At 59.3% G+C, this 24,990-nt stretch carries 25 protein-coding genes and 2 pseudogenes; 20 read left to right on the top strand and 7 right to left on the bottom strand.

What is annotated here, in order from left to right; translation table 11 throughout:
• Window positions 1–35 precede the first annotated feature (35 nt).
• The 3 genes and pseudogenes from QA640_RS32575 to QA640_RS32565 all read left to right on the top strand — a co-directional run.
• Window positions 36–620: a hypothetical protein gene (locus tag QA640_RS32575; RefSeq protein ID WP_283036924.1), complete on the top strand. Its 585-nt coding sequence runs from the start codon at window positions 36–38 to the stop codon at window positions 618–620.
• A gap of 394 nt (window positions 621–1,014) precedes the next feature.
• Window positions 1,015–1,926: a hypothetical protein gene (locus QA640_RS48395; RefSeq protein WP_349253648.1), complete on the top strand. Its 912-nt coding sequence runs from the start codon at window positions 1,015–1,017 to the stop codon at window positions 1,924–1,926.
• Between the two features lie 186 nt (window positions 1,927–2,112).
• Window positions 2,113–2,747, top strand: a pseudogene (locus QA640_RS32565) (transposase); the annotation flags it as partial.
• A gap of 178 nt (window positions 2,748–2,925) precedes the next feature.
• On the opposite strand, the gene QA640_RS32560 reads toward QA640_RS32565, so the two are convergent.
• On the bottom strand, window positions 2,926–3,384 hold the full coding sequence (locus QA640_RS32560; protein WP_283036923.1) for a hypothetical protein: 459 nt from the start codon (window positions 3,382–3,384) through the stop codon (window positions 2,926–2,928).
• A 476-nt stretch (window positions 3,385–3,860) separates the two neighbouring features.
• Between QA640_RS32560 and QA640_RS32555 the strand changes: the two genes are divergently transcribed.
• Window positions 3,861–5,813 (top strand): adenylate/guanylate cyclase domain-containing protein, encoded by a 1,953-nt coding sequence (locus tag QA640_RS32555; RefSeq protein WP_283036922.1) that lies wholly within the window; start codon window positions 3,861–3,863, stop codon window positions 5,811–5,813.
• Between the two features lie 53 nt (window positions 5,814–5,866).
• Window positions 5,867–7,102, top strand: a complete 1,236-nt coding sequence (gene urtA, locus QA640_RS32550; RefSeq protein WP_283042950.1) for an urea ABC transporter substrate-binding protein — start codon at window positions 5,867–5,869, stop codon at window positions 7,100–7,102.
• 339 nt (window positions 7,103–7,441) lie between these two features.
• Here urtA and QA640_RS32545 read toward each other — a convergent pair whose 3' ends face one another.
• Window positions 7,442–8,404 (bottom strand): helix-turn-helix domain-containing protein, encoded by a 963-nt coding sequence (locus tag QA640_RS32545; protein WP_283036921.1) that lies wholly within the window; start codon window positions 8,402–8,404, stop codon window positions 7,442–7,444.
• An 857-nt stretch (window positions 8,405–9,261) separates the two neighbouring features.
• Between QA640_RS32545 and QA640_RS32540 the strand changes: the two genes are divergently transcribed.
• Window positions 9,262–9,834, top strand: coding sequence for an NYN domain-containing protein (locus QA640_RS32540; protein ID WP_283036920.1), 573 nt, complete (start codon window positions 9,262–9,264; stop codon window positions 9,832–9,834).
• 1,985 nt (window positions 9,835–11,819) lie between these two features.
• On the opposite strand, the gene QA640_RS32535 is transcribed toward QA640_RS32540, so the two are convergent.
• On the bottom strand, window positions 11,820–12,731 hold the full coding sequence (locus tag QA640_RS32535) for a LysR family transcriptional regulator (RefSeq protein WP_283036919.1): 912 nt from the start codon (window positions 12,729–12,731) through the stop codon (window positions 11,820–11,822).
• A 151-nt stretch (window positions 12,732–12,882) separates the two neighbouring features.
• Between QA640_RS32535 and QA640_RS32530 the strand changes: the two genes are divergently transcribed.
• The 4 genes from QA640_RS32530 to QA640_RS32515 all read left to right on the top strand — a co-directional run bounded on the left by QA640_RS32530 (window position 12,883) and on the right by QA640_RS32515 (window position 15,305).
• Entirely contained in the window at window positions 12,883–13,542 is a 660-nt protein-coding gene (locus QA640_RS32530) for a peroxiredoxin-like family protein (RefSeq protein WP_283036918.1), read from the top strand.
• Window positions 13,543–13,564: 22 nt separating this feature from the next.
• Window positions 13,565–13,768: a hypothetical protein gene (locus QA640_RS32525; RefSeq protein ID WP_283036917.1), complete on the top strand. Its 204-nt coding sequence runs from the start codon at window positions 13,565–13,567 to the stop codon at window positions 13,766–13,768.
• Window positions 13,769–13,889: 121 nt separating this feature from the next.
• Complete coding sequence (locus QA640_RS32520) at window positions 13,890–14,597, top strand: glutathione binding-like protein (protein ID WP_283036916.1); 708 nt, start codon at window positions 13,890–13,892, stop codon at window positions 14,595–14,597.
• A 12-nt stretch (window positions 14,598–14,609) separates the two neighbouring features.
• Window positions 14,610–15,305, top strand: coding sequence for a glutathione S-transferase family protein (locus QA640_RS32515; RefSeq protein ID WP_283036915.1), 696 nt, complete (start codon window positions 14,610–14,612; stop codon window positions 15,303–15,305).
• Here QA640_RS32515 and QA640_RS32510 read toward each other — a convergent pair.
• Both QA640_RS32510 and QA640_RS32505 read right to left on the bottom strand, forming a co-directional pair.
• Window positions 15,302–15,970 (bottom strand): annotated as a pseudogene (locus tag QA640_RS32510) (glutathione S-transferase C-terminal domain-containing protein); the annotation flags it as partial. The gene QA640_RS32515 and the pseudogene QA640_RS32510 overlap by 4 nt on opposite strands.
• The gene (locus QA640_RS32505; RefSeq protein WP_283036914.1) at window positions 15,933–16,580 is read right to left on the bottom strand and encodes a hypothetical protein; all 648 of its coding nucleotides are present in this window, start codon (window positions 16,578–16,580) and stop codon (window positions 15,933–15,935) included. The pseudogene QA640_RS32510 and the gene QA640_RS32505, both read right to left, overlap by 38 nt.
• A gap of 354 nt (window positions 16,581–16,934) precedes the next feature.
• Between QA640_RS32505 and QA640_RS32500 the strand changes: the two genes are divergently transcribed.
• Together QA640_RS32500 and QA640_RS32495 are read left to right on the top strand one after the other, a co-directional pair.
• Entirely contained in the window at window positions 16,935–17,939 is a 1,005-nt protein-coding gene (locus QA640_RS32500; protein ID WP_283036913.1) for an integrase arm-type DNA-binding domain-containing protein, read from the top strand.
• Complete coding sequence (locus QA640_RS32495) at window positions 17,906–18,331, top strand: hypothetical protein (protein ID WP_283036912.1); 426 nt, start codon at window positions 17,906–17,908, stop codon at window positions 18,329–18,331. Before QA640_RS32500 ends, QA640_RS32495 begins: the two co-directional genes overlap by 34 nt.
• 52 nt (window positions 18,332–18,383) lie before the next feature.
• Here QA640_RS32495 and QA640_RS32490 read toward each other — a convergent pair whose 3' ends face one another.
• Window positions 18,384–19,337, bottom strand: coding sequence for a helix-turn-helix domain-containing protein (locus QA640_RS32490; RefSeq protein WP_283036911.1), 954 nt, complete (start codon window positions 19,335–19,337; stop codon window positions 18,384–18,386).
• A gap of 461 nt (window positions 19,338–19,798) precedes the next feature.
• Between QA640_RS32490 and QA640_RS32485 the strand changes: the two genes are divergently transcribed.
• From QA640_RS32485 to QA640_RS32455, 7 genes are all read left to right on the top strand, one after another.
• The gene (locus QA640_RS32485) at window positions 19,799–20,413 is read left to right on the top strand and encodes a hypothetical protein (protein WP_283036910.1); all 615 of its coding nucleotides are present in this window, start codon (window positions 19,799–19,801) and stop codon (window positions 20,411–20,413) included.
• The gene (locus QA640_RS32480) at window positions 20,361–21,077 is read left to right on the top strand and encodes a hypothetical protein (RefSeq protein WP_283036909.1); all 717 of its coding nucleotides are present in this window, start codon (window positions 20,361–20,363) and stop codon (window positions 21,075–21,077) included. Before QA640_RS32485 ends, QA640_RS32480 begins: the two co-directional genes overlap by 53 nt.
• Window positions 21,070–21,453 (top strand): helix-turn-helix domain-containing protein, encoded by a 384-nt coding sequence (locus tag QA640_RS32475; protein ID WP_283036908.1) that lies wholly within the window; start codon window positions 21,070–21,072, stop codon window positions 21,451–21,453. The genes QA640_RS32480 and QA640_RS32475 overlap by 8 nt, the downstream gene beginning before the upstream one ends.
• Before the next feature lie 4 nt (window positions 21,454–21,457).
• On the top strand, window positions 21,458–21,883 hold the full coding sequence (locus QA640_RS32470; RefSeq protein ID WP_283036907.1) for a helix-turn-helix transcriptional regulator: 426 nt from the start codon (window positions 21,458–21,460) through the stop codon (window positions 21,881–21,883).
• A complete protein-coding gene (locus QA640_RS32465; protein WP_283036906.1) occupies window positions 21,858–22,211 on the top strand; it encodes a hypothetical protein in 354 nt (117 codons plus the stop codon). The genes QA640_RS32470 and QA640_RS32465 overlap by 26 nt, the downstream gene beginning before the upstream one ends.
• An 81-nt stretch (window positions 22,212–22,292) precedes the next feature.
• Window positions 22,293–22,535 (top strand): hypothetical protein, encoded by a 243-nt coding sequence (locus QA640_RS32460; protein ID WP_283036905.1) that lies wholly within the window; start codon window positions 22,293–22,295, stop codon window positions 22,533–22,535.
• Between the two features lie 342 nt (window positions 22,536–22,877).
• Entirely contained in the window at window positions 22,878–23,582 is a 705-nt protein-coding gene (locus QA640_RS32455) for a nucleoside deaminase (protein WP_283036904.1), read from the top strand.
• Window positions 23,583–23,721: 139 nt separating this feature from the next.
• On the opposite strand, the gene QA640_RS32450 is transcribed toward QA640_RS32455, so the two are convergent.
• Window positions 23,722–24,474: an adenosylhopane nucleosidase gene (locus QA640_RS32450; protein ID WP_283036903.1), complete on the bottom strand. Its 753-nt coding sequence runs from the start codon at window positions 24,472–24,474 to the stop codon at window positions 23,722–23,724.
• Window positions 24,475–24,696: 222 nt separating this feature from the next.
• On the opposite strand from QA640_RS32450, the gene QA640_RS32445 reads away from it, so the two are divergent.
• Entirely contained in the window at window positions 24,697–24,891 is a 195-nt protein-coding gene (locus QA640_RS32445) for a hypothetical protein (protein ID WP_283036902.1), read from the top strand.
• The last annotated feature ends 99 nt before the right edge of the window (window positions 24,892–24,990 follow it).

Here is a 24,990-nt window from a genome sequence, read left to right as displayed (position 1 = left end):
AATAAGTCTAGCCTTGAATATGTACCGAGACTGAAATGAGCCTCCTCGTCACAAGCGCCGCCGGCGCGGGCTACGGAAACATTCTGGCCTTCGCTGACAACGGCGAACTAGTTGGCACTTTCGGCGACGATCCACGGATTGTCGATCCGCGCGGGCTTGGGATCGACCCGGTCGACAGATTGCTCTTTATCAACAGCGGATCCAATCGGATTCTCGCACTTGATCGCAACGGAAAGGTCGTGCGCGCGACGGGAAGCGTGGAAGGGTTGAATCCAGGTGGCGGCAATCTTGGACCGGACGGAAGATACCATGTCGGCCTCCGCAGCGAGCGAACGATCATGGCGTACGCGCGGCAGCTGGATAGGCCGGGCGAATATTTCCTGCCGCCGCACATCGTCCCGTTTTCGCGCGGTTTTGCGTTTGGTGCCGATGGCGCGCTATTTCTCGCGTCCGGCAGCGAGCATCCCTTCGGTGTAGCGAATGCAGTGACGACGGTTCGCGAATACGACCGCGCCGACGGGCGTCTCGTGCGGGTCCTCCTCCCAAATGATGGCGTGCGATTTCAGAAGCCGCGCGGTTTGCGCTTTGGGCCGCATGGCCAGCTCTATTGCGTGGCTTAAGATGAGGTCGTCGCTTTCGATTTCAAGTCTGGAGATTGCCTTGGCCCGATCGTCACGCTGCCAGATCTCAACGGCCAGGCCTTGATCTCTTTTCATAACGTGAACCCTTCAGAGAAAGCGCGATGAAGGGCGATCCAGGGAGGGCCCTCGGGCTACTGCGTCCGGAGTAATTGCGCGCTTCTGCGCTGCTCACGAAACGCGCAATCGGGGTCATTCGAGTGCTTCAACGAAGTCCAGCGCGCTCCCCGCCTGCGCATCCGCGCCAAAAATGGGTCGTGCACCCAAAGTTGCTGCCGAATCATACGAGAGATTAATCGAGATATACCACCGACGGGAGGCGCCGCACGGCTCACTATGGTAGTCGACGGTCTGGGGCCAAACGATCGAGTTGAGGATGCCTGAAGAGATCGCGAAGGCGAACATCGAGCATAGCGAGGCGATGCGCATTATGGCACGCGACCTCGGCGGCGATCGACTTCGCATCACCAGAGAACAGCGCGAAGAGATTTTGCGGCTCTATGTAGGTGGCGAGACTCGGAAGGCACAGCTGTACGCCATGAGCTTAGGTTTGCGCGAACAATACGCCTACCGGCTGGCAAGAGAGCGCGGCGCGATTCCGTTTGCGAGTAGCGGCCACTCCCACCGAGAGCGAGTGGAAAAATCCACTCCCACTCCACAGGCGCCGGCTGGCGCAATTCCAAAGGCGCAACCGCGGAGCATGCCAGTGCTAACGACGATATTGCCGCTTGCTGCGATCGCAAGGTCAAGTGGACTGAGTTGTCGCCTTCTCCGCCAGGTCCGATGTGTGATAGGCCTCGTTCGGCGTCCCGACGTGAAGGCCATCATCCCACCTCGCTCACCTCAAGCCCCAAGGCGAGGGCATGGCGCTCGTCGGGGGTTTTCAGCAAATGAGAGAAAGGATGTCCTGATGCGAAGTCGGTTGTGGTTGTGCCTCACAGGCGGGCTGATCTCGGGAGTTTTCCCGCACGGCGCCGTGCATGCGCATGACCACGAGCATCCCGAGCTCAACAAGTGGTTCGAGAGCCTGAAAAGCGGCAAAGGCTTGTGCTGCGATGGTAAAGACGCCGTGCACGTCGCCGATCCCGATTGGGAAACCAAGAACGGTCACTACCGCGTTCGCATCGATGTCTCTTCGGAGATGGGCAAGGTTGATATGGAATGGATCGACGTGCCCGATGAGGCCGTGATCACCGAGCCGAACCTTTCGGGACATACGCTGGTGTGGCCACTCAGGGGGCATCTCGGCGTTACCATCCGCTGCTTCATGCCGGGGACGATGACTTAAACTCTATCGCCGTGTGCAGGGAGGTGCGATGTAAGGGGCCTTCAATGCTGTCTCAGCCGGACAAGGTGTGAATTTTGTCGCTCAAGGCCCAACCGCCCCGGCAGCGCGTCGCAGTTCCCGGCTAGACTGACGAGGCGACGCGGAACGCGATCGAGGTGTGACGTGCTCCTAACCACAACTGCGCCCGTTGACTGGGAAGGTCGGCGTCAGGTGCTTGCGGTTGAGCTCACCAACCGGGAGAGCCGATCGAGCTGAAAGGAGCTTTTGGAGGGACTGAAGGCCCGCCGCCTTCAAGGCGTCGAGTTCGTCGTCTCCGACGATCATCCCGGGCTGAAGAAGGCGATCGCTGAAGTCCTCGCAGAGGTGTTCTGGCAGCGCTGCTATGTGCACTTCCTTAGGAACGCGCTCGACTACGTGCCGCGCAGGGTCGACGACGATTGTCTGCTCGAGCGACGATGGATGTACGACCGGCGTGATCTTGGCGAGGTGCGGCTCGATATGGCGGCGTGGCTCGGCAAATGGGGCGGCAAATACCCCAAGCTCACCGGCTGGGTCGAGGAGAACATCGAGGAGACGCTCACCTACTTCCATCTGCCGCTAGTGCATCGCAAGCACATGAAGTCGACCAACATGCTCGAACGTCTCAACGAGGAGATCAGGCGGCGCACCTATGTGGTGCGAATCTTCCCCAACTCCGAGAGAGCTGCTTACGGCTCGTCCGGGCGCTGACCGTCGAGCGCCATGATGCCTGGCTCGAGGACCATTTCAACATGGATCTGTTGAAGGAGCACAAGGAGGAGGCGCTACGCCAAGCGGCCTGACGATGCTCAGGCCCACCAAGCGGATAGCTCGGCCGGACCCCATGATCAATTTTGCTGAACTTGACGCACAGAACTCCGATCACCGCAGGGTTCTGGTAACGGGCATGGGTTGCAGCTGAGGTTGGCCTTGAGCTGGTCTCAGCATTTCACCGTTCTTACGATGTTGCTCCCGGCTCCTTTAGTCGGTCAGGTCGCGAATTCGCGGTCGGGTATGAATCCGATACCGATCCGGCGCGCTGTCCAAGGACTGGAATTGTTCTGACCAGGTGTCCCGAAACACAAGATGGTGGAAAAGCGCCGCCGTCACGTGGAGAGAAATAATCGCTAGAAGCGACCAAATAAAGAAAACATGAACGTGGTACGTCATCGCCCTGATTGGATGGCCGATGGAAAAGCTGGAGCCGAGACGATCGATGTTCGGCAGCCTAGGAACCGCCGTGCATCCCACCTCTGCGGCGCCGCCAAAGGTGACGATGGCTTCCGCGGAAGCCGGGCTGAAGCCGGCAGCCGCGATCAAAGTCCGCGAGAACTTCGACCACAGGTGCTGAGCGGCGATCGGCGCTCGGCCATGCGAGACTTCTTCGGTGCCACTGATGCCGCTCGACCACGTGGGGTAGCCTGCGACAGCGACGGTCACCTTTGACTGATTCCGCCGGGGCGAAACACCGTTCGCTTCCCTCACGCGCGGATTTCGACTCGTAAGGTCCTCACTCACTAGCTCCCGAACTGAAAAACCTACCCGCTCATCCATTGAGACGCCGGCGATCCCATAAGCTCCCTTCTGATCGACAGTCGGATCACATGCAACCATTTCGGAGCTCTCGAATGGATTGTCACTATAAACTCGCCCGACTGAACTCAACATTTGCCGCGTAGCCGACTGAGCAGCCTGAGCGAGCAATATTTGGCGGGCAGAGCGACGAGCTTAGGCTCAATTGCTCTCGTTCGCTCGTTATTGCGGTTATTTGCGACGCAAGGATTGCTGAACACAGCTGACAGATTTATCGCGAAAGTGGACGGCTGGATGGAGTCTGAACAATGAACCTTTTGCATTGGCGCAGCCGGCCGTAACCAAACCGGCAGGGCGCACGAACTAGCAGAGATAGAGCAGGTATGGCGATCCAGGAGATTGAACTCGAAGCATTAACGCGGCCAAGTGACCAGTGGATGTTGACATTTCGAACCTCAATTACCTTCGCGGTGATGGCGTTCATCATCGCTCTAGCCGCGCTGCTAATCACTATTCAGGTCCGGGCTCTTCATTTGGCAACGCAGGAAGCTGCGTCTGCCTTTATGGACGCGACCAGCTCGAAGGCGTTGGGACGTCTTCAAATGGAGATTACCGCTATGGCGTCGTTGGTGCGTGTGCTGGCGACCAGTTCCAGCGTAGCCGATTCAAATGAAAGCATCGAGACCAGCCCTGCGATCAATCTATTCAAAGCCGCGCTGCAGGAACTGCCCCAAATGGACAGTATCTATGTCGGCTTTGAAAATGGCGCTTGGTTGGAGGTGCGACGTACCAGCGACCTCAACGAGGAGCAGCGCGAGAGGTTACGTGCGACACCTCGCGCTGATATTGCCATCAATTTGATCCGCCCCTGCCCGGATGGCGAACTGCCTATGCGACGAATTTTTGAAGATCGGCAGGGCAACGAAGTAGGACAACTGAATCTATGGAAATACGGATATGACCCCCGCAAGCGGCCCTGGTATCACAAGACGCTGAAGGCCGACCGGTCGCTTGTCTCCTTCCCTTATCTTTCGTTCGATATCGACGCACCCGTGATGACGATTAGCACGCCTCTGCGGGGCAAGGTGCACGGCGTCGTTGCCGCTGATCTCAAGCTCGACACTTTCAACGATTTCGTCCAATCGCAACGGCCTGGAGAGCACGGTATCGTCTTGATTTTTGACGCCGCCGGCTCGCTCATTGCCCATCCCGATTTTGGACAATTCGTTACTAGCGCGATGACACACCCATCCCAACCGCAATTGCCCAACATCAAGGAGATCAACTCGGGGGTCGCAGCGGCCGTGTTGCGAGGGGCGCATGGCCGCGACCAATACGACGGAAATATTCGCGACGACCAAGGCAACGGCTATTTGTTCAGGTTAGCGAAATTCACTCTGGGTGAGCAGCACAGCGGCCGGATATTGTTGCTGGCGGCCCAAGGAGACTTTGTTCAAAATGTTCGGCGGCTCCAGGTTACTGGATTAATCGTCGCGATTGTTGCTGGCGCCGTGTTTGTTCCGGTTGTTTGGATATTTGGCAGCGGAATGTCTCGTTCCTTGAAAGACATTACGGCGCAGGCCGCCAGACTCCAGAAGCTGGCCGCACCCGACCCTTCACCAGTTCCATCACGCATTAAGGAAATTTGCGAACTCGGTAGTGTGGTGAATCTCGCGCAACGCACCATACGGTCGTTCGCGCGCTTCGTCCCTAAGGAGATCGTCCGAGGAGTCATGGATAATTCCATATCCGCTGAGCTTGGCGGAGTCAGAGAAGAGGTTACCGTCGTTTTCACCGACGTTGGAGATTTTACAACCATCGCCGAGTCCGCAGACCCCGACATGCTCATGCATCAAACGACGCGGTATTTCTCCGTGCTTACGGAGGCTTTCCTGGCCGAAGGCGGGACGGTCGACAAGTTTATTGGCGACGCAGTGATGGTCTTCTGGAACGCACCCAATCCACAGCCCGACCATGTCGAGCGGGCTTGCCGCGCAGTTCTTTCGGGCAAGATGGCGTGCGAAAGGCTCAACGCTCAATTTGAAGCTGAGGGCCTGAAGCCATTCTTTACGCGGTTTGGCATTCATGTCGGGGAGGCCGTCGTCGGCAACCTCGGGTCGACGGAGCGCATGAATTATACGGCTCTCGGCAATACGGTTAATCTGGCGGCGCGTCTCGAAGGACTGAACAAGCGGTTTGGGACCGCTATCCTTGCGAGCGAAGACGTCTATTTGCGAGTACGGCACCGCTTCCAGTTCAGACCCTTCGATGCGGTCATTACCAAGGGGATGACGAAGGAAACACGCATTTTCGAGCTCGTAGGGGCACCAACATGAGGTCAGCTGCGGTCCCACGAGGCATTGTGCTGGTATTGCTCGTTTTGCAACTCATGCTCGACGCCGTTCCAGCGGCTCGCGCAGGCGAAGACACCATCAAAATCGGCATTCTGCACTCTTTATCCGGCACCATGGCAATCAGCGAATCGGTGCTTAAGGACACGGTTCTCATGCTGATTGAAGACCAGAACAAGAAAGGCGGGCTGCTCGGTCGGAAACTGGAACCGGTCATCGTAGATCCGGCATCTGATTGGGACGTCTTTGCCGAAAAAGCCCGAGAGCTCCTCACAAAGGAAAAGGTTGCGGTCGTGTTCGGCTGCTGGACCTCCGCCTCCCGCAAGTCTGTGCTTCCGATTTTCGAGAAGTTGAACGGCCTACTCTTCTACCCCGTGCAGTACGAGGGTGAAGAGAGCTCGCGTAACATTTTCTACACCGGAGCCGCGCCCAACCAGCAGGCAATTCCTGCCGTTAGATATCTGATGGGTAAGGAAGGCGGAGAAGTTCGCAGATGGGTTCTGCTCGGCACTGACTACGTATATCCTCGCACCATCAACCGAATCTTGAGCGCGTACCTTACCGCGGAGGGGGTATCGCCAGACGACATAATGACGATTTATACACCGTTCGGCTATTCCGAATGGCGAGGGATCGTCGAGCGGATCAAAGCCTTCGGCTCGGAGGGAAAAAAGACCGCGGTGATATCAACCATCAACGGAGATGCAAATTCGTACTTTTATGAGGAACTCGCAGACCAACGGGTAGACGCCAACGCAATCCCGGTCATGGCTTTCTCCATCGGCGAGCGCGAATTGCTCGGTGCAGACGTCCCACCCGTCGGACACTTGGCGGCCTGGGGTTACTTTCGGTCGATCAACTCGGCAGAAAACGAAGCGTTCACCAAAATGTGGGCGAACTTCAACGAGCAACGAGACAAAACCACAAATGATCCGATGGAAGCCACCTTCGTCGGCTTCAGAATGTGGGTGCAGGCCGTTGTTCAAGCGGGCACCACCGACGTAAATGCGGTCCGGCAAGCCATGTACGGTCAACGAATCAAGGCGCCCAGCGGCTTCGAGGTTGTGATGAACACAAATCATCATCTTTCCAAGCCAGTCATGATAGGCAAGATAAATTCTTCTGGGACCTTTGATGTCATTTGGCAATCAATCAATCCGATCCGAGCCGACGCTTGGAGCAAGTACATTCCCGACAGCGCCAAGCGTACGGCCGATTGGACTTATCCTTGGGTCTGCGGGGGATGCATCGAGCCGACATTCAAGGAATGGTGATGGTCCGATTGTTGACGATCTGTTCTTCTCTGCGATCGAGAGCTACACTGTGTTGTCTCTGACGGTCACATCCGGGCGGTGTGGTTGCCGGCATGCAATTCCGTCGCGTGAGACGAGGACCGCCGAGGCCGTGTAATTCGGCTTGCATGTCACGTCAGAGGCAACCTCCGAGCGTCGCTGGTGGAAACTCACGGCGGACAGGCTTCTGCGTGCCGGAATCAAGGACATGCCATCCTCCGAAGGCGCGTTCTCGTGACCGCAGAAATTTTTCCGTTTTGCGGGTTTGTCGGCATGCGGCAGTACGAGCACGAACACTGCCGGCGGAATTGGACTTTCTTCTCAGACGGAGGACTTTGAGAGCCTACGGTATTCGCTGGGCAGCGAGCCATAGGTCGCACGGAAACTGCGGCCGAAGTGCGTCATATCGGAAAATCCCCAGCCATATGCGACCTCACTCACTGTCCGATGCAATTGTGACGGATCCTCTAGAGCACGTCGGCAATGCTCAAGACGCCGCGCCCAGATGAGACGCGTTATCGAAGTGCCGCTCTCGGCAAGCACCGCATTGGCATATCGGACGCTCACTCCGGCGGCAGCGGCCACCGTCTTGGCGTCCAGCGCCGGGTTGCTGAGACGTGTTTCGATTGCTGTGCGGACGTTGATAAGGACAATTGAGCGGGCGGATGAAAGGAGTGGCCTTCCTCCGCCTATCGCTTTCATCAGGGTTACCGCGACGAGATCAAGAATCTGATCCCTTACTACCTCGGCGGCCGCAGCACCGAGACCGTCCGCGTATGTCGGCAGCATCGCCAGATAAGCGGACGTCAAGCCGTACTCGGCTTCCTCGAAGGGCTTGATCGGACGGGCGACCGCTTGCCGCGCGTCGCCGACGCGAGCCTCCAGGTGGAGGCGAGGAACCTTGAGGACCAGCTGTTTCGCGCCTTTCAAATACTTCCCGCGCATCGGCCGGCGCGGGTCGAATAATGTGATATCCCCCGGCTCAAGCACGATCGAACGGCCGTCCTGCTCAGCAACGAACACCCCGGTCATTTGCCGGCGGACCAAGAGCTCGTCGGCGCCCGCGTGCGCGACGTGCCGCACTGTAACATCGTTTTGCATCGGCGTGCTCTCGTATTGAACGACTGCGGTGTCTGCAAGAAATGCGGATCGAATCTCGGCCGCGAAGATAAGCCGGTCTTCCGGCGTACAATCGTGCGGGATAACCTTCCTGCACAGCGCTTCGTGCCAGTAGTCAAAGGCATCGCGCCGGTGAACGTCCGCTGTCGAAAAAATCGTCTTCACCGCCACCTCCTATCCGATCCAGCCGATCAATTGTGCCTATTCGGCCGATTCGTAGATCGATAATTACTTAAAATCTTTCTAGGTCCATAAATAAGTGCGTTTCACGTCTGTTCCTCATAGCGAGGCGCAGTGAAGGAAGTGATCAGCAACGGGAACGACCCTAGGGCAAAGGCGCGCGGAATGCTCCATTCTCGGCAACTTTCAACTCTACCAGTGGGCAGACCTGCGTTGTCAGCGGACGCGCAAATAGGTGGACGTCCCGCTTCTCGTTCCTTGCGCGGCGCGGTGCTCTTTTTTTGCGAAATGCATGTCCATAGAAATGCATGTCCATAGATGGCAATCCGATCGATGGATGGTCTTGTCACGAGCTGGGATGGCCGCGCGCCGCTTCAAATTGGACGCTCTAGACCAATTCCGGAGTTGTTTTCTCCCGTTCCCGTCACCGGTATAGCCGATTTATTGGCAATGCTAGCAGGTCTAGCTCCGCGGGCAGCGAAGCGAGGTTGGATGTCAGTGCAGAGCTCCAAGCTTTGCAATGGCGACGGACTCGGGGGCCTGAGAGCCAACTTCCTGCGCATGACAATGGAGCGGCAACGCAGCCCTTCTAATGAGCTGCCGGCAAAGCGGGCGGAGAGAACCCACTCCAGGCTGCGCGATACGAGGACGGCCGCCGCGCCGAACCGGCGCAGATACGACCGGGTCCGCCAACCGCGGAGCGAGGCAAGCGCAAGCCAGGCGGTACGATATGCGACCGCACCGGATGGGATCCGCCGGCTCCCAAGCTGGCTTCCCAAGCGCCGATCAACGGCGCGACCGCTGAGAAATCCCAAACTAACCGAACCCTGGGGTGGTTCAAAATGTCTCCACCGAGAACGGCCATCTTCATCGATGGCCCCAACTTATTTGCAACGGCCAAGGCTCTTGGTTTTGACGTCGACTACAGACGCCTGCTCAAGGAATTCCAAAGCCGCGGAACCTTGGTGCGCGCATTCTACTACACAGCGATCATCGAGGATCAGGAGTATTCGTCTATCCGACCACTGGTCGATTGGCTGGAGTACAACGGCTTCACGGTGGTAACGAAGGCGACGAAGGAGTTCATCGACGCGAGCGGCCGTCGCAAAGTGAAGGGCAATATGGATGTCGAGCTAGCGGTCCATGCTATGGATTTGGCCAGACATATCGATGAGATGGTACTGTTCTCGGGTGACCGTGACTTTCGCCCATTGGTCGAGGCGGTGCAGCGCCGTGGCGTACGGGTCACCGTTCTGTCGAGCATCACCAGTCAGCCGCCAATGATTGCCGACGAGTTACGGCGACAGGCAGATGTCTTCATCGATCTCAGGGAATTGCGTCTCAAGATTGGACGCGATCCCTCTGAGCGTTCGGCAGCGGGCGAGCCGCGACATCAAACGCCGCGGTTCCAATAGCGCTGGGAGGCGTCTGCCGATTGTTTCCCACGAGTTATGATGCACTTGCCATAGTCCGAGCGGCACCGTGATCCGTTGGCGCCGCGCCGGTTCCGGATTGTATTGGCGCTGGAAATTGCGCCGCTGCTGCGGCCGATCAATTGTGCCGTTGGAAATTCGGCGGTTAATCCGCGAGATGAGCGTCGCCAACCCGTTGCGGGGTGCTCCGCACCTCCACGAGGAGCTTCTCAAGCTTGGCGTCAATGTCGGTCAGACCAGCGTGGTCAGAGTTGGGCCGCAACGCGATGAGGAGGCGAGGGGAGACGCGAAGGCTACTTTGCGGTTCGCGCAATTCCCTTGAAACGCAATAGCCTGCCGCTCGATCGTCGTGAGCCAAACCGCCATCGGGTAGGTAGCGGTGTAGATGGTCGTAGGAAATTGCTTTTGGTGCTAACGGCCACAACTAAAGCGCAACTTTATTTCGAGTCCCGCCGACGTCCCCGGGAGCGAAAGACATCGACCGGCGCACACCGTTCACTGAATGGCCTCGTACATGCTTTCATCGTTTTACATTCCACAACGATTTCTTGCAGAAGACAACACACCAAGTCATTGAGCCTCGAGTATAGTCAGATTCAGAAACCTAGATGAATGCGGCTTTCGTCACAAGGGACGCGTTCTACGAAATAGGAGCGGTGTGGGACAATTTGTTAGTCCAAGCAACGCGCCAGCCGAAGCGACGATCACGACAGGAGAGGCGGATGAGAATCCAAGACGCGAAAGCAAGGCAATCGGATTTGCTCCAGGTACACACAGATCCGTGCGCGAGCGAGTCGCGCGATATTTCGGGCGCGTTGAACATTCTGCTAGCCGATATGTTCGTGCAATATCTGAAAACGAAGAACTTTCACTGGCGCTGTCAGGAACGCACTTTCGCAGCATCTATCGCGCCAGATGCGCGTCGAATTCTTCGGTCCGCCATATGTGATGCCGCCGATGTGACTAGCCGTGAAGCAGTCATAGGTTGCGGTGATGCAGCTCGAGCTTCACTTAATTGGTCCTTGTAAGTCGATCGGAGAAGTACCATGCGTTCTGTTCTGGCCTTGAGCCTTTTGCTTACGCTGTGTGCCCCTGTCACCGCTGCTACGGCGCGTCATGCACACCGGCAGCACGCCGTTGTTCGCTCTACCCACGGCCTGCTCATGGGGCCCGTTTCGGGTTGGGCCTATTCACCTCCGCCGCGGGTCCTCTCTCACCCGGCGCCATTCGATGACCAACCAGAACTAGGTCATAATCCCTTTGCAGGCTGGGGTGGTTAAGACCAGTCAACTGTGGTCTTTAGCTCGGAACCGTTCTGCACGATCGATTTCGCTGGCCGGCTCGCGTAGACGGCACCGCAACAGGTTAGCGGGAGATGGAGCTGACATGAAGTACCTGAGACTACTGAGCGCGGTTGCGCTGATGACCGCGATTTTGTCCCTCACTACAGCAAGCACAAGCCTTGCTGCACGGCATCACCACCATCACTGGGGCCGCGGATATCAGCATTATTATGGTGGTGGCGGGGCCGGCTCTTGGAATAGCAATCCGAGGAACGCCGAGAGTGCCTGATAGATTGGACGTGGCGAACTAGCGAAGCGGCGGGTCCTTTCCAGCCACCAGCTGGGGCACCGGGGCCGGGCAACTTCCCCGTCACCGCAACCGCCACCCGCCTACCTCTGCCCAAAGAGTGAGCCACTGATGCCCCAGCAGCGCAATGCGATCGTCGTCGAGGCGGCGGTTGCTGGAACTACACGACGACATTGCTCAACATTCCCTTCTCGCGCTCGCGGCATCGCTCGTCTGCCGCGTTGTCCGGGCGGGCGGCGTTCCGATGCTGAGAATGATAAATCGACCGGAGGCATGCAGACTCATTGACGCATCACATCATGGAGGAAATTTGTGATGAAGTCCTCAACGGAGCAACTGCAGGCACCCGAGCGCTGGTCGACAACAAACACGCGCGCCTAGACGATATGCATCGACAGGCTGGGGTCCAGCGCGAACTCGTGCGCGAGATGATCGATGATGGCGCGGACCTTGAGCGGCACGAACCGCCGGGAAGCGTAGACCGCGCTGAGCGGAAGGCGCTTCGGTTCGTAGTCCTTGAGGAGCACGGTGACGGCTCCAGACTTGATCTCGTCGACGAAGGCGAAGGCCGGTATCACGGCGATGCCAAGACCGCTCACGACCGCCTCGCGTACGCCCTCGGAATTGTCCGCCCGGAAGCGTCCCTTGACGTCGACCGTCAGAGGTCCTTGCGGTCTTTCGAAGAACCAGCGGTTGCCTGTGGCAAGCCGCGAGTAGACGATGCAGTCGTGATCCGCAAGATCGTCCGGCGTTTTCGGCGTGCGGCGCCTCTTCAAATATGCCGGCGCCGCGACGGTGATGCGCCGGACCATTCCGATCCGTTTTGTCACGAGCCCAGGATCCGTGATCTCGCCGACGCGGATCGCGACGTCGAGTCCCTGTTCGACCAGATCGATGAACGTATCGCTCATGACCAGGTCGATCGACAATTCCCGATTCCGAGCAAGGAAGGTGGCAAGGCGCGGCACGATATGAAGACGCCCGAACACGACGGGCGTAGTCAGGCGAAGCGTCCCCGACGGCTTCGCCCGGCGTCTGCCGACGGCGCCTTCGGCTTCGGAAACGGCCTCGAGTGCGCGCAGCGCGTGCTCGTAGAAGGCCCGTCCGTCATCGGTAAGAGTTACCGCGCGGGTCGTCCGCGTTAGAAGACGCGCGCCGAGATGGTCTTCGAGCGCTGCGATCTGGCGGCTGATCGTCGGCTGTGTTGTGTTCTGCTCGCTCGCGATTGCTGTGAAGCTGCTGGCTTCCACCACACGGACGAACGTCTTCATCGGAGAGAGAAGGTCCATTTGAATCCATCCATACGAAAAACGTATCAGTATTATGAAACCAAAGGCAATTATTCAAGACGAGGCTTGTGGCAAGTTACCCAAGCGCATGGAGGCCTGGGCTCCGCAGCCGCACGAATGTCAAGCCGGCAACGCTCCGTGGAAGGAACACATGTCTTTGCAGACCGAAATGGAAACCTTCAAGGCATCCTGGCTCGAGCGGGTTGGACCAGAGGTGGCGAAGCTTGTCGATGACGACAACGCTGGCTTGCAGTCGCTTGCAGACCGCTCGCTTAAGGAGGGAGCCCGGTTCCCAGCGATGACGCTTGGCAACGACCGGGGAGGCGAGACGGACCTGTCAGCTCTCGTCGCCGAAGGACCGCTAGTGGTCGTGTTCTACAGGGGCGGATGGTGTCCGTACTGCAATCTCGAGCTTCGGGCTTATCAGGGCCGGCTGGCCGAAATCGAAGAGCTCGGCGCCCGGCTAGTCGCCGTCTCCCCGGAGACGCCGGACCACACCTCGTCGACCGTCGCGAACAACACGCTCGGCTTCGAAGTGCTGAGCGACGCGAAAGGTGGTCGTCTCGCAGACGCACTCGGGATCCGGTTCGAGCTGTCTCCCGCAATCCGGGAGCTCTACCGGAAATTCGGTCACGACCTGCCGGCGCGCAACGGCGACGATATATGGTCGCTGCCGATGCCCGCGGTCTACGTCGTGGAGCAGGGCGGACGTATCGCGCACGCGTCCGTCGATCCGGACTACCGCAAGAGGCTCGATCCGGCCATCGCGATCGCTGTCCTGAATGATCTCAAGAAGGTACGCACCGCCTGAGAGGGACAAGAGGAGCGCTGTCATGACGACGAACCGATCGCTGGCGGTCGCGATGGCGCCGCAGGTCCTGGTGCAGGGCGTGCTGTCCGGTGTCGTCGCGACGATGGCCTTTTTAAGATCGGTGCAGAGTCTTGGAGCGAGGAGAGCGGCCGTCTTTCCGGCCTCGTGCCCGCGTTCGCGCGTGGCGTATCGGTCGCCGGCGAGAAGCCGAACACTCTTCGACTGACCGAACTGGCCGTAGTCACGGCGGGCCTTCTGACCGTCGTCGGCCGGTTCAAATACCTGGCGGCCAGTCGTGAAACCAATCCCGATCGAACCGCGAACGAGAGGCACCGCAGGAGACAAATATGATTGATTTGTACTACTGGCCGACGCCGAACGGCCACAAGATCACGATGTTTCTGGAGGAGGCGGGTCTCGAATACACGATCCATCCCGTCGACATCAGCGCCGGAGACCAGTTCAAGCCGGAATTCCTTCGGATATCGCCGAACAACCGGATGCCTGCGATCATCGACCGCTCTCCAGTGGATAGCGGAGCGCCGGTTTCGGTCTTCGAGTCAGGTGCGATCCTCGTCTATCTCGCCGACAAGGTCGGTAAGCTTCTGCCCCAGGACTTGCGCGACCGGACGGCGACGCTGGAGTGGGTGTTCTGGCAGGTCGGCGGACTTGGACCGATGGCCGGACAGAACCACCATTTCGTTCAGTACTCTCCAGAGCGGATAGCGTACGCGATGGACCGTTACGTGAAGGAAACAAACCGCCTTTATGGCGTGCTGAACAGGCGTCTCGCCGGCCGTGATTTCATCGTCGGTGATAACTATTCGATCGCCGACATAGCAGCCTACCCTTGGATCGTGCCATGGAAGCGCCAGCAACAGGATCTCGAGTCCTTCCCCAATCTCCGCAGATGGTTCGAAGCGGTACGCGGGCGTCCCTCGACGCAGCGCGCCTATGCCAGGGGCGAGCCGTACACGAACCGGCCCACCGTGACCGAAGAGGGCAAAAAGATCCTCTTTGGCCAGACCGCCCAGTCCGGATCGGCAGCAAGTTAGGAGGAACGAAGCATGCCGAAGCTTTACGATCTGGCGGGGGCCGAGGAAGACCGGCGTTTCAGTCCGTACTGCTGGCGCATCAAGATGGCTCTTGCGCACAAGGGCATCGAGCCGGAGACGGTGCCGTGGAGGTTCACGGACAAGGAGGCGATCGAATTTTCCGGGCAGACACGGGTGCCGGTCCTGGTCGACGGAGAGAACGTGGTGTCCGACTCATGGAGGATCGCGAATTATCTTGAGGATCGTTTCTCCGACCGGCCGTCTCTGTTCGGAGGACCAGGGGGGCGCGGCGCGGCGCGGTTCATCGCGAGCTGGGCGGACACTGTTCTTCAGCCGGCGATCGCGCGCCTCATCGTCGCGGATATTCATGCGCATCTCCATGAGCGCGACAGGAAGTACTTCCGCGCCACGCGCGAGAAGGCACTCGGTGGTTCGCTCGAAGAGATCTGCGCGGATCGCGACGACAGGGTCGTGAAGTTTCGGGAGACCGACCTCCGGCCGTTGCGAGCTACGCTGACGGAGCAGCCCTATCTGGGTGGTGAGAGCCCAACCTATGCGGACTACTCCGTCTTCGGTGGCTTCCAGTGGGCGAGAGCGGTAAGCGTATTTCGCTTGCTTGCGGACGGCGATCCGATTGCCGAGTGGCGCCACCGGATGCTGGAGCTCCATGGGCGGCTTGCCGGAAAGGCACCGGGCTACGCAGTTTAATTGACGGCGCTGCCAAGCCGTCCACGATCGTGCGGGGCAGCGAAATCGAGCACCGGTCCCACCGGGACGATCCCCGTCGGATTTATCGAGCGGTGGCTCGCATAGTGCCGTTTGATATGTTCGAGATTGACCGTGCCGGATACGCCTGGCCGCTGAAAGAGATCGCGCGTGTAGGCCGAAAGGTTAGGGTAGTCCGCTATTCGCCTGATGTTGCACTTGAAGTGGCCGAAATACACGGCGTCGAACCGGATGAGCGTCGTGAACAGCCGGATGTCCGCCTCGGTGAGTTCGTCGCCCATGAGGAAGCACTGGCCCGCAAGCCGCTTCTCCAGCCAGTCCAGCGTATCGAAGAGGGGGCGACGGCCTCCTCGTATGCCTCCTGCGTGGTGGCGAAGCCAGCCTTGTAGACGCCGTTGTTCAGGGTGTCGTAGACGAACGCCATCGATGTCCTTGCGCAACCGCTCAGGATAATAGTCGCCCTCTCTTGCGCCGATGCCGTCGAAAGCGGAGTTCAGCATCCGGATGATTTCCGACGACTCGTTGCTTACGATCGTCTGCCGGTGCTTGTCCCAAAGCACCGGTACGGTCGCCCGGCCGGTGTACCGGCCGTCCGCCTTAGCATAGATTTCATGCAGAAACTTCGCGTGGTTCACGCCGTCGGGGATGGGATATTGGTTGAGCAAGACGCCAGTCCAGCACTTCCCACATAATACGGCGCTTCTGAAGGACGAGAGCCCCAGCTTTCGACTGTATCTTAAGCAACTCATGATAAGCAGCCGTCTGCGCATAGGAGTGGGCACTCCGTTCGCTATACAGTATCTTTAGGAAGCGATCTTTTGCACGATCCTTGGCTGCATGCTGATAGCAGAAGTCCGTTACCCGTTCCAAAAGCAGGCGTAGACAGTAATTGTAGAACCACTGCTGGGCTCCAACGCGCTCCGCTCGTTCGTTCCGATGGCGGCGCATGTTCTTTTTGTTCGATGCAAGCACAAAACCGCGTAAAGGAAGCTGAGCGATCTCCCCTAATGCGATCCGCTTCTGAGCGGCCGACAAGTGCCGATAGTGAAGGTCAGTGCGCTTGCATCCAGTGTTGGACAAAATCGTCCGTGCCCAGTTACTTACCTCGGGCTCATGCGTCGCTCTGATAACCACCGCGCCAAGGCACAGCCATTCCGTTGCGCCAACTGGGTCAATTGGGCGCACGTTTTTCAGTCCTGAATCACCCGCTTCATCAATGAAAGCGACGTAGTAAGGGTCTGGGATTTGAGCCGCCATAGCGTGCAACTATGGCGTGTTCGGAAATGGTGGATCAATCCGTGTAGAACCGGGTCCGGCGCTGCTATAAACAGGCAAGGTGGTCACCGGCGTTCGGGACATTATGGGGACACCAACGCCATAACATATTGAATTATCAGGTGAAACTTCGCGCCACCCTCTCCCACAAGGGGAGAACCATGTCCGTTTTTTGGTGTCTGGCCACGTCCGCCCACGTCCAGCTAAACCAATAACCCATTGAAAAAGCACCACTTTTCCATATCTTCCCCTCCGTAATCGTCCGCCACCATCCACCATTGTCAGGGCGGATTCCAGACTCGAATGCAGACTCGCTCAAGAGGGGAATAACCGGAAATGGCCAATAGGACACCCACCAAACGCAAGGGCATTGACGACGCGGCGCTGGCGAAGCTCCCGGCGAAGTCGACGCAATATCGCCACGGTATCGGCTCGGGGCTTTACCTCCTGGTCAAACCGAACGGCACGAAGATCTTTCGTTTCGACTACGCGTTCGGCCTCTACACCGAGGGCAAGCACATCGGCGAGCCGATCCGCAAGACCATCTCGTTCGGCATCTTCGACGAGATGAAGGTCGGGGAAGCGATGAACGCATTGACCGCTGCGCGCGATCATCTCAAGGCAGGCCGCGACCCGCTGGCGATCAAAGCGCTCGGTGACGAGGCGCCGGAGGCGAACGGTTTTCCCCTGTTCGAAAAGGCAGCCAAGGGATGGCTGACGACGCTCGCGGGCAAATCGTACAAGACGCGCAACCGGGCGGAGAACATGGTCCGCTATCTCTGCGAGGGCGTCGACCGCAACGGCATCAAGATGGCGGGGTTCGGCAAGGTCGCGACTGATCAGGTCAAGGGCAGCCACCTGTCGGCGCTGCTGGTCGCGTTCGAGAACGAGTATGAGACCCGGCGCCGCCTGCTTCCGGCCGCGCGCGATATCATCGACTACGCCATGCCGCGCGGCATGTGGCCGGAGGACTACGCGCCGTTTGATCGCCTGAGCGCGTCGAAGGGATTCGCCGAGCACGTTGCGGGCAGCCGCCCGGCGATCACCGAGCCGAAGCCGTTCGGCGAACTGCTGCGCAAGATCGAGACCTACCGCGCCGACAAGATCAAGACGACGCGGCACGTTCACGAGCAGATCGCTCTCAAGCTGCTGGCGCTGACGTTCGTCCGGCCCGGCAACGTCGAGCAGGCCGAATGGTCGGAGTTTGAATTCGGCGAGGTCAACCAGTGGACCATCCCGGCGCCAAGCTCAAGATGTTCAGCCAGCGCCGGAAGGCAAAGAAGGACAACGCCGCGCGCGACTTGGTGGTGCCGCTGTCGCGTCAGGCGGTCGCGCTGCTGATGGAGCTGCGCAAGCGGACCGGCAACAGCCGCTATCTGTTCCCCGGGGTGAGCAAGGACGACCCCGAAAAGGAGATCGGTCTGCCGACCGGTCGGCTCAACGATGCGCTGGTCGAGCTCGGCTATCAGGGCATTCATTGCGCGCACGGCTTCCGCTCGTCCGCGTCGACCATGCTCAACAAAGAGCGCATCACCATCAACGGTCATGAGGTCGAGCGCTGGGTTGAGCAAGGCGCGCTGGTCGAGGTCCAGCTCGACCACGACGACCCGTCAACGCGCGCGATCTACAACCGCGGCGGTCGCCTGACAGAGCGAACCGACATGATGCAGTTTTGGGCCGACAAGGTTGATGCGATGCGCGATGGTGCGCAGGTCGTGAAGCTCGCAGCCTGATCCATCGACCATGCACTTTGAAGGCCGGCCGCCTTTCGTGGCGGCCATTTTTTTAGTTTCTGTTCACAATGACATTGCGCCGCCGCAAGGTCTCGTGCGGCAGCTCGCCGAACAGCAAGCGGTACTCTTTCGCGAACCGGCCGTCATCGCCAAAGCCGTGCTTGATTGAGATTCCCGAGATCGTCACGCCTGGTCCCGCCCTCAGGAGCGCCGTGTGCACGTCCCCCAGCCGCTTGCGGCGCAAAAATGTGATCGGCGGAATGCCCAGCACGTCATCGAAGGCGCGGTGCAGGCTTCGCCGCGGCACTTCGAATCGCTCGCACAGCTCGGAGATGTGGACCGGCCGGTTGCCTGCATCAACGAGATATCGGTCCACCGCCCGCACCAGTTTCGCTGCCGACTTCGGGTGGGGACCGCGATACCCGGTGGTGCGGATCGGCGCGGTCAGCAGCTCCAGAATGCGACGCTTGTAAAACTCCACGACTTCGTCCGGCAACGCCGGGCCGTGGGTATTGAGAGCAGCGAGCACCATGCGAAACTGCGCGACGTTGATCGCAGCGGCGGCTGGATCGGTCTTCAGCACGGAATTAGCGCGCCGCCAAGCGTCTGCCGCGCCGGGCTGTTGGGCATCGAGAAATGCGAACAGCTCACTTGGCGTGATGAACGCCGCCGCATACTGGTTGCCGCTGTGGTGGGACGAATAGAATTCCTGATGTGGTGCGGTGATAATGTGATCGCCGGGTGTCGTCTCGACATGCTCGATCAAGGCCGGCGCACTGAGCGTCATGCCAATCTGCCACCGCTGTTCGCTCAAGGCACCGCGAAAGCGCACGCCGCGTGAAAATGATCCGGTCGAAATGCCGAGCGACCCGACTGAAATATGCGTCAGTGTTCCGCTTATCTTGCCATGCTCGAGCTGGACAACTTCCAACGAACCATCCTGCACCGCATCCCGCAGCGCTTCGAAGTCGAAGAATTCCGTCCGCCTTACCGTTACCGTCGTCACGCCTGATCCCTTTGGTGTCAGTCAAAGGGACGTAGTAGGCGCGCTCGCGATCGATTCTTCAAACGGACATTTTTGTTAGAAAGGTTGGCACAATTCGCGTGTTCCTCCGGCAGAAAAGGAGGTCGGTGCTGTCCTAGTCAACTAACTCAGACTGGGAATAACTGGCACTTTTGGGGTTCAATGCAGTTAGGGGGACGACCCGGTCCGCTTCGCGGGAGGAACGGGTCGGCAAGCTGCATCTTCATATGCCAAACGTGGCGTATCTCTTTCGTCAAATCCCGACGCTCTCTGTGAGAATGAACACGAAAGGATATACAACCGTAATCCCAAATACACGCGTAGGTTTTTGGGAATCTAACACAAGAGTTAGGCGTGCTTTAGCCATATTCGAATTAGAACCTTTTCGGGAAAGAGTCGCAGCGAGGGCCAACCTCGCGCGAGAGGTTGCGTAGGGCTCCACAATGAAGCGTCAGTGCGGCGGTTGCTCGCTCTGTTGCAAGCTGCTCCCGGTCCCACCGCTGCGCAAAGCAGCCGGAGAAGCTTGTCAGCATCAGAAGTTCCGAAAAGGCTGCATCGTTTATCGCAGCACATCCATGCCGCCGGAGTGCAGTCTCTGGTCCTGCCGCTGGCTGGTCAACGATGACGCCGCGGAGCTGTCCCGCCCTGACCGTTCGCACTACGTCATCGACATGATCCCCGATTTCATTTCGCTGCGAGACAACGCGACCGGCGAGCTGACGAATATCCAGGTCGTTCAAATCTGGGTTGATCCCCATCACCCCGATGCACATCGCGATCCCGCTCTGAGGCGCTGGCTGCACCGCCGCGCCGAAAAGGGAATCGCAGCCTTGATCAGGAACAACAGTCGCGAGGCAGTCGCGCTGTTCGCTCCGCCCTTCAATGCCGATGGAGATTGGCACGAGATTGGCGGCATCTCAGATCACCGGACCCACTCGTTCGGTGAGGTACTGCAAGCGCTCGCAGAAGCGCCAACCACAACGAGCATCGAAAGGAAGACGCGGCATGAACAAGACAGACAAACCCCCGGAGGTGGACCACTTCCTCATCCACTGTGAGGCGCTTGCGCCGGACGTCGGGCCGATCATCGCAGTGCTGACGCGCATGGGCGTGCGAAACATCGGTTATGAGCTGAAGACGGACATCCCCGTCTTTGCGGGCAACCGCTCACACGCGATCAAGGCGGAGGATTTTCTCGCCGCCTGGATCGTCGATCATCCAACCTTCAAGGCTATCGATGCGGTCCGGCACTTCCGCGAGGACCACCGGACCGACGGCGCCGCCTACTCGGCGCTGCGCGTCCTGGTCGACAAGGGCACGCTCAAGAAACCGTCGTCCGGCAACTACGCCCGCGCCGACGTGAGAGCGCTGGAATCGCCCAAGGCGCCAGCCAAAGCAGCCAAGCAACCGAAGGCGGTCGAACACGACCGCTCCGGGCGCGAGGAGATCGAGCGGTTCATTCGCAACCGCAAGAGCTTCTCGGTGATGCAGCTCCGCGAGCTGTTCCGTGGGCAGAGGCGCAACGAGGCGTCCGTCAGCCCGATCCTCGACAAGCTACTGGAAGGGAAAGCCATCAAGAGAATCGGCGCGACTGGCTCCGGCGAGTACGCGACCGTGAAGCGGTCGGCGGCGAAGCAGAAGAAATCAACCAAGCCGAAGAAATCGGCGGCGGGACCGCGCCTGAATGGCGGGTCGCCTGTGTTGGAGGTTGGAAATGGCTAGGGTGGGACACAATTCGCGGACGCTGTGGCTGACACGGTCCTACAATTTTATCGACAAAGATCCTGAGATTGATCGGTTCAGATCGCTGTACCAGAAGGACCGCGTCAAGGAGCGCGATCTCGCGATACTGGCGGGACTCTCGGCGTCGACGGTGACCAACATGTTCGGCGGCAAAACCCGTCGGCCGCAGCACGCGACTTTCGCCAAGATGGCCGGAGCGCTCGGCTACAAATACGACCTCGTCGCCGAAGACAAGCCGGACTATGAGGCCGAGTTGCCAAAGGCGAAGCAGGAGTTCAAGGCCTATCGGGCGACGCTCGCAAAACGCAAACGGCGCAAAGCGAAGGCGGCCAAGAACGGACACGCGAGGGCCTGATGCGATGGGCCAACGCAATGCCGTCGCGCGGCCGAAGCGCGAGCCGACGGACAGTGATGTCCTGGTCGGGCAGCGGATTCGGCGCCACCGCATGGAGAAGGGTCTTAGCCAGACCCAGCTCGGTAAGGCGCTCGGAATCAGCTTCCAGCAAATCCAGAAATACGAGAAAGGGGTCAACCGCGTCGGCGCCATCCGCCTGCAGCAGATCGCCGCCGAACTGAGTACCGAGGTTGCAGTCCTGCTCGCCGAGACCGGCAGGCATCTGCCGTCGGCGGTCGACGAGTTTCTCGCCACCAAGGAGGGACACGATCTGTTCGTGGCCATCATGCGGATCAGCAACGACAAGAAGCTCCTGCGGGCGGTCGTCCGCTCGCTCGACGTGTTCTCTAGGGAAGCCAATTCGGATGGCAATGACGATGATGATGGATGACGCAACGAAAACCATATTCCGGTCGATGCAGGCGCAGAATATGATCGACAGCGCCGCGCGGGTGATCGATCAGTTCGCCTTCCGCGACGGCCGCGCATCGATGCTCCCGCGCCAGCGCATCGCGCGAAACAAGGCCTGCATGATCCTCGCGGACGCAAACGCCGCCCGCGAGGAACTGCTCGAGGAGTTAGTCAGCGCGCACCGGCAGATAACGAGTTTACTCGCGGCCATCGACAAGGGCCAACTCGAGATCGCGTCGCCGGAGCTGTGGAGCGGCATCAGTCGCCGCTGCGCTTTGCTGGCGAGACATGGGAGGCTTGTGTCATGACGAACGAGCGCGGCGGCGGCCGGAATTGGCGCGAGGATCTATTTTCGCGCATACTGGAGTGAACAACGAGGGGGAAGCGCCATGGAGGCATTCGAGGAGATCGGCGAGCTTATCATCCTGCACCAACTGCTCAAAATATCGTCGGAGAAGACCCGGCGCATCCTTGAGCGTCAGGATGCCGACCGCGAGCTGGACCGCGCGCGGCTTGAGAAGGTCGTCGTCGGACTAGACGACGCCGAGGATAGCCTGCGCTGCATCCTGCGCACGACGTTGGCCGCAAACAAAACAGCCCCGCCCGGAGGCGGGGCTGGAGGCTTGTCCTGATTCGCAGCGTGCGGCGTCGAAGCGCTCGCTCAATTCGAAACTAAGCAGAATTGCAGCTCGACCAACGGACTGGCCTCCCGGACCAATGTCTGCACTCGGCGGAAGCGGACGTGCGCCCCCGAAGGAGGAAAGTCCCGGTTTGACCCCTTCCGGACAGCTATCCGATGAACGTGGCGCGCCGTTTAGCCGAAATCGCATAGCGCGGGAGGGTTGCTTCGCCTAACCTCCCGTCTGGATTGAAGTGGAGATCGCCCTGGCCGCGAACCATGACGCGCGGGGGAGTAGCCAGGCTCGGTCAGGCCCAAGAACGCAGCAACCAAGGGGGACTGCTCGTCAACTCGGATGGAGCAGCTGACGCTCATGAACAGGCCGGAAGCTCACCTTCAAGATTTGCAACTGATGGAGCGATGCTTTGAAGTCGCTCGACTTGGAGCGAAGAAAGGAGAGCTGCCGTTCGGCGCCCTGATTGTTTCTCGAGGACAGGTCATTGCGGAGGCGACAAATCGCGTTTCATCGGAGGGCGACGTGACGCGCCACGCGGAGCTCGTGGCACTTTCCGCGGCACAAAAGGTCCTCAACCGAAAGCGTCTGCAAGATTGCACCTTGTATTCGATCGTTGAACCTTGCCCGATGTGTTCGTTTTCTTCGAGGGAGGCGCGGATTGGTCGGGTGGTGTTCGCCCTCTCGTCTCCTGTGATGGGCGGATATTCGAAATGGGACGTGCTGAAGGACGACGATTTATCGAACAAGCTGCCTGAGGTTTTTGGACCTCCGCCGGAGATCGTCTCCGGCCTGTTGGCAGCGCAGGCCGAGCAGGTCTGGAGCCAGTGGAACCCGCTCGCTTGGCGCTTCATAAAGCGAAGAGGCTGCTTTGGATCGGCGGCGGATCTGCCTGAGCGCCATGCGGCCGCGCCGCGGCCCATCCTTTCGTGGGCCGTCTTGACCGCCTTTTTGGCCGCGCCGGCCCTAGCGGTGAGCAAGGCCTTCCTGCGCTCACGTGCGGGTTCGAAAGCTGTGCCCAAGTTCGACTCGCAGTCCGACTCGTGAGCGCGCTGCCGACGTAGCTGTTTGGAATCGCCATCGAAATAACGCTGATCGCACAGGGGCTCGGCAGCTCGGATTCGCACTTGTCTCGCCGGCGTCGCGCCGTGCGGGCAGCAGCACTGACGGCGGGATCGGACTGGAGTTATTGTTTCAAGTGCAGCAGTCGACGCGGTAAGCGGCCGTGAAGATGCGGGAAACCGAGGTGAGTTCCAAGCCGTCGTTTGGCCCTGCGCAATGCCCTCACCGCAATAACAGCGTCAACGGCCAATCGGCTAAGTCTAGGAAGTTGCCGTGGGTCGCTAACAACTGAACCTCCAATCTTGCGCAGTCTAGGCTTACCTGCGGGTCCGATCTTTATGAGCGCCGCTCTCGGAAGTATCCGATGGGCAGGATTTAGAACAACGCGACAAGCGGCAAAGGGAATTCTGAATTCGGCAGCGATTCGGGCCACGATTTGCGACTCCATGTCAGCTGCGACAGCCCCGGTGATGGCATGGAAGTCCCGTCTCTCCTCAAAACTTGTCATCGGGGTAGCCACTCCAGCAATCGGAGAGTAGCCGGCGCCCGGGATCATCCGAAGAAGCTCCTGGGCCCAAGGGAGGTCACTTGGATAAGCTTCATCTTTCCCGGCAAACACCGACGAAGCGATGACAACCTTCCCCGGTCGGAGCTTCGGATCCAGCCCGCCGCATACGCCAAAGCTTATTATCCCGCGCGCACCTTTTCGGATGGCGTCACGTAAATGAGACGCGGTCCGGTCACCATCAGCGATCATCGCTGCCATCCCCGCTATTCTGGCCTCAATTGCCAGTCCAACAACGGCGATCACAGCCTTCACGTTGGGGGCGCCAGTCTGATTCTCCTCTGCCTCATTTACGGTCACAAGTAGGGTCATCGCAGGCCTTCTAAAACGAGTGTCTCTGGATTTAGCTTGCGATCCCAAACAAGGTAACTTGCGGGCCGTGCGTTTCTGCGAAATCTATGTGGGTGTGCTTTCGCGGTCACTAATCGTGGATCATGCAAACAGCGCCGAACCCTTGGTGATTTTCGGGCAAGTGCCGCTCTCGTGCCGCCACAGCCAGCCGAGAGCGACGGCGCGCTCGATACAGGTGCGGAATTGCTCGCCAATGCGGCCAGCCGTCAGAAATGGCTCATTGACTCGTTCGACGAAGATACGGCCATCCTCCACCGCTTGCCGTTCGCGATCTCGACAATCCTGCGCGCGGCGGCATCGAGATCAGCGAAGGGGCTGCCGCTCGACAAATTTCATGCTGCCATCGTGATCTCGAGTGCGCCTTGCTGCAGCGCATGAGTCCGTTGGTGGGCCCGTCGCGACATCTCGCACCGCCGCAAGACATCAGTCGCGAACGGGGCATAGCGGAAGTCAACGGACAGCCGAGTGTTGCGGAGG

The sequence above is a fragment of the Bradyrhizobium sp. CB82 genome (assembly GCF_029714405.1).
Taxonomy (GTDB): Bacteria; Pseudomonadota; Alphaproteobacteria; order Rhizobiales; family Xanthobacteraceae; genus Bradyrhizobium.
The sequence above is the reverse complement of the archived record's forward strand: the minus strand, read 5'-3'. Positions and strand labels throughout refer to the sequence as shown.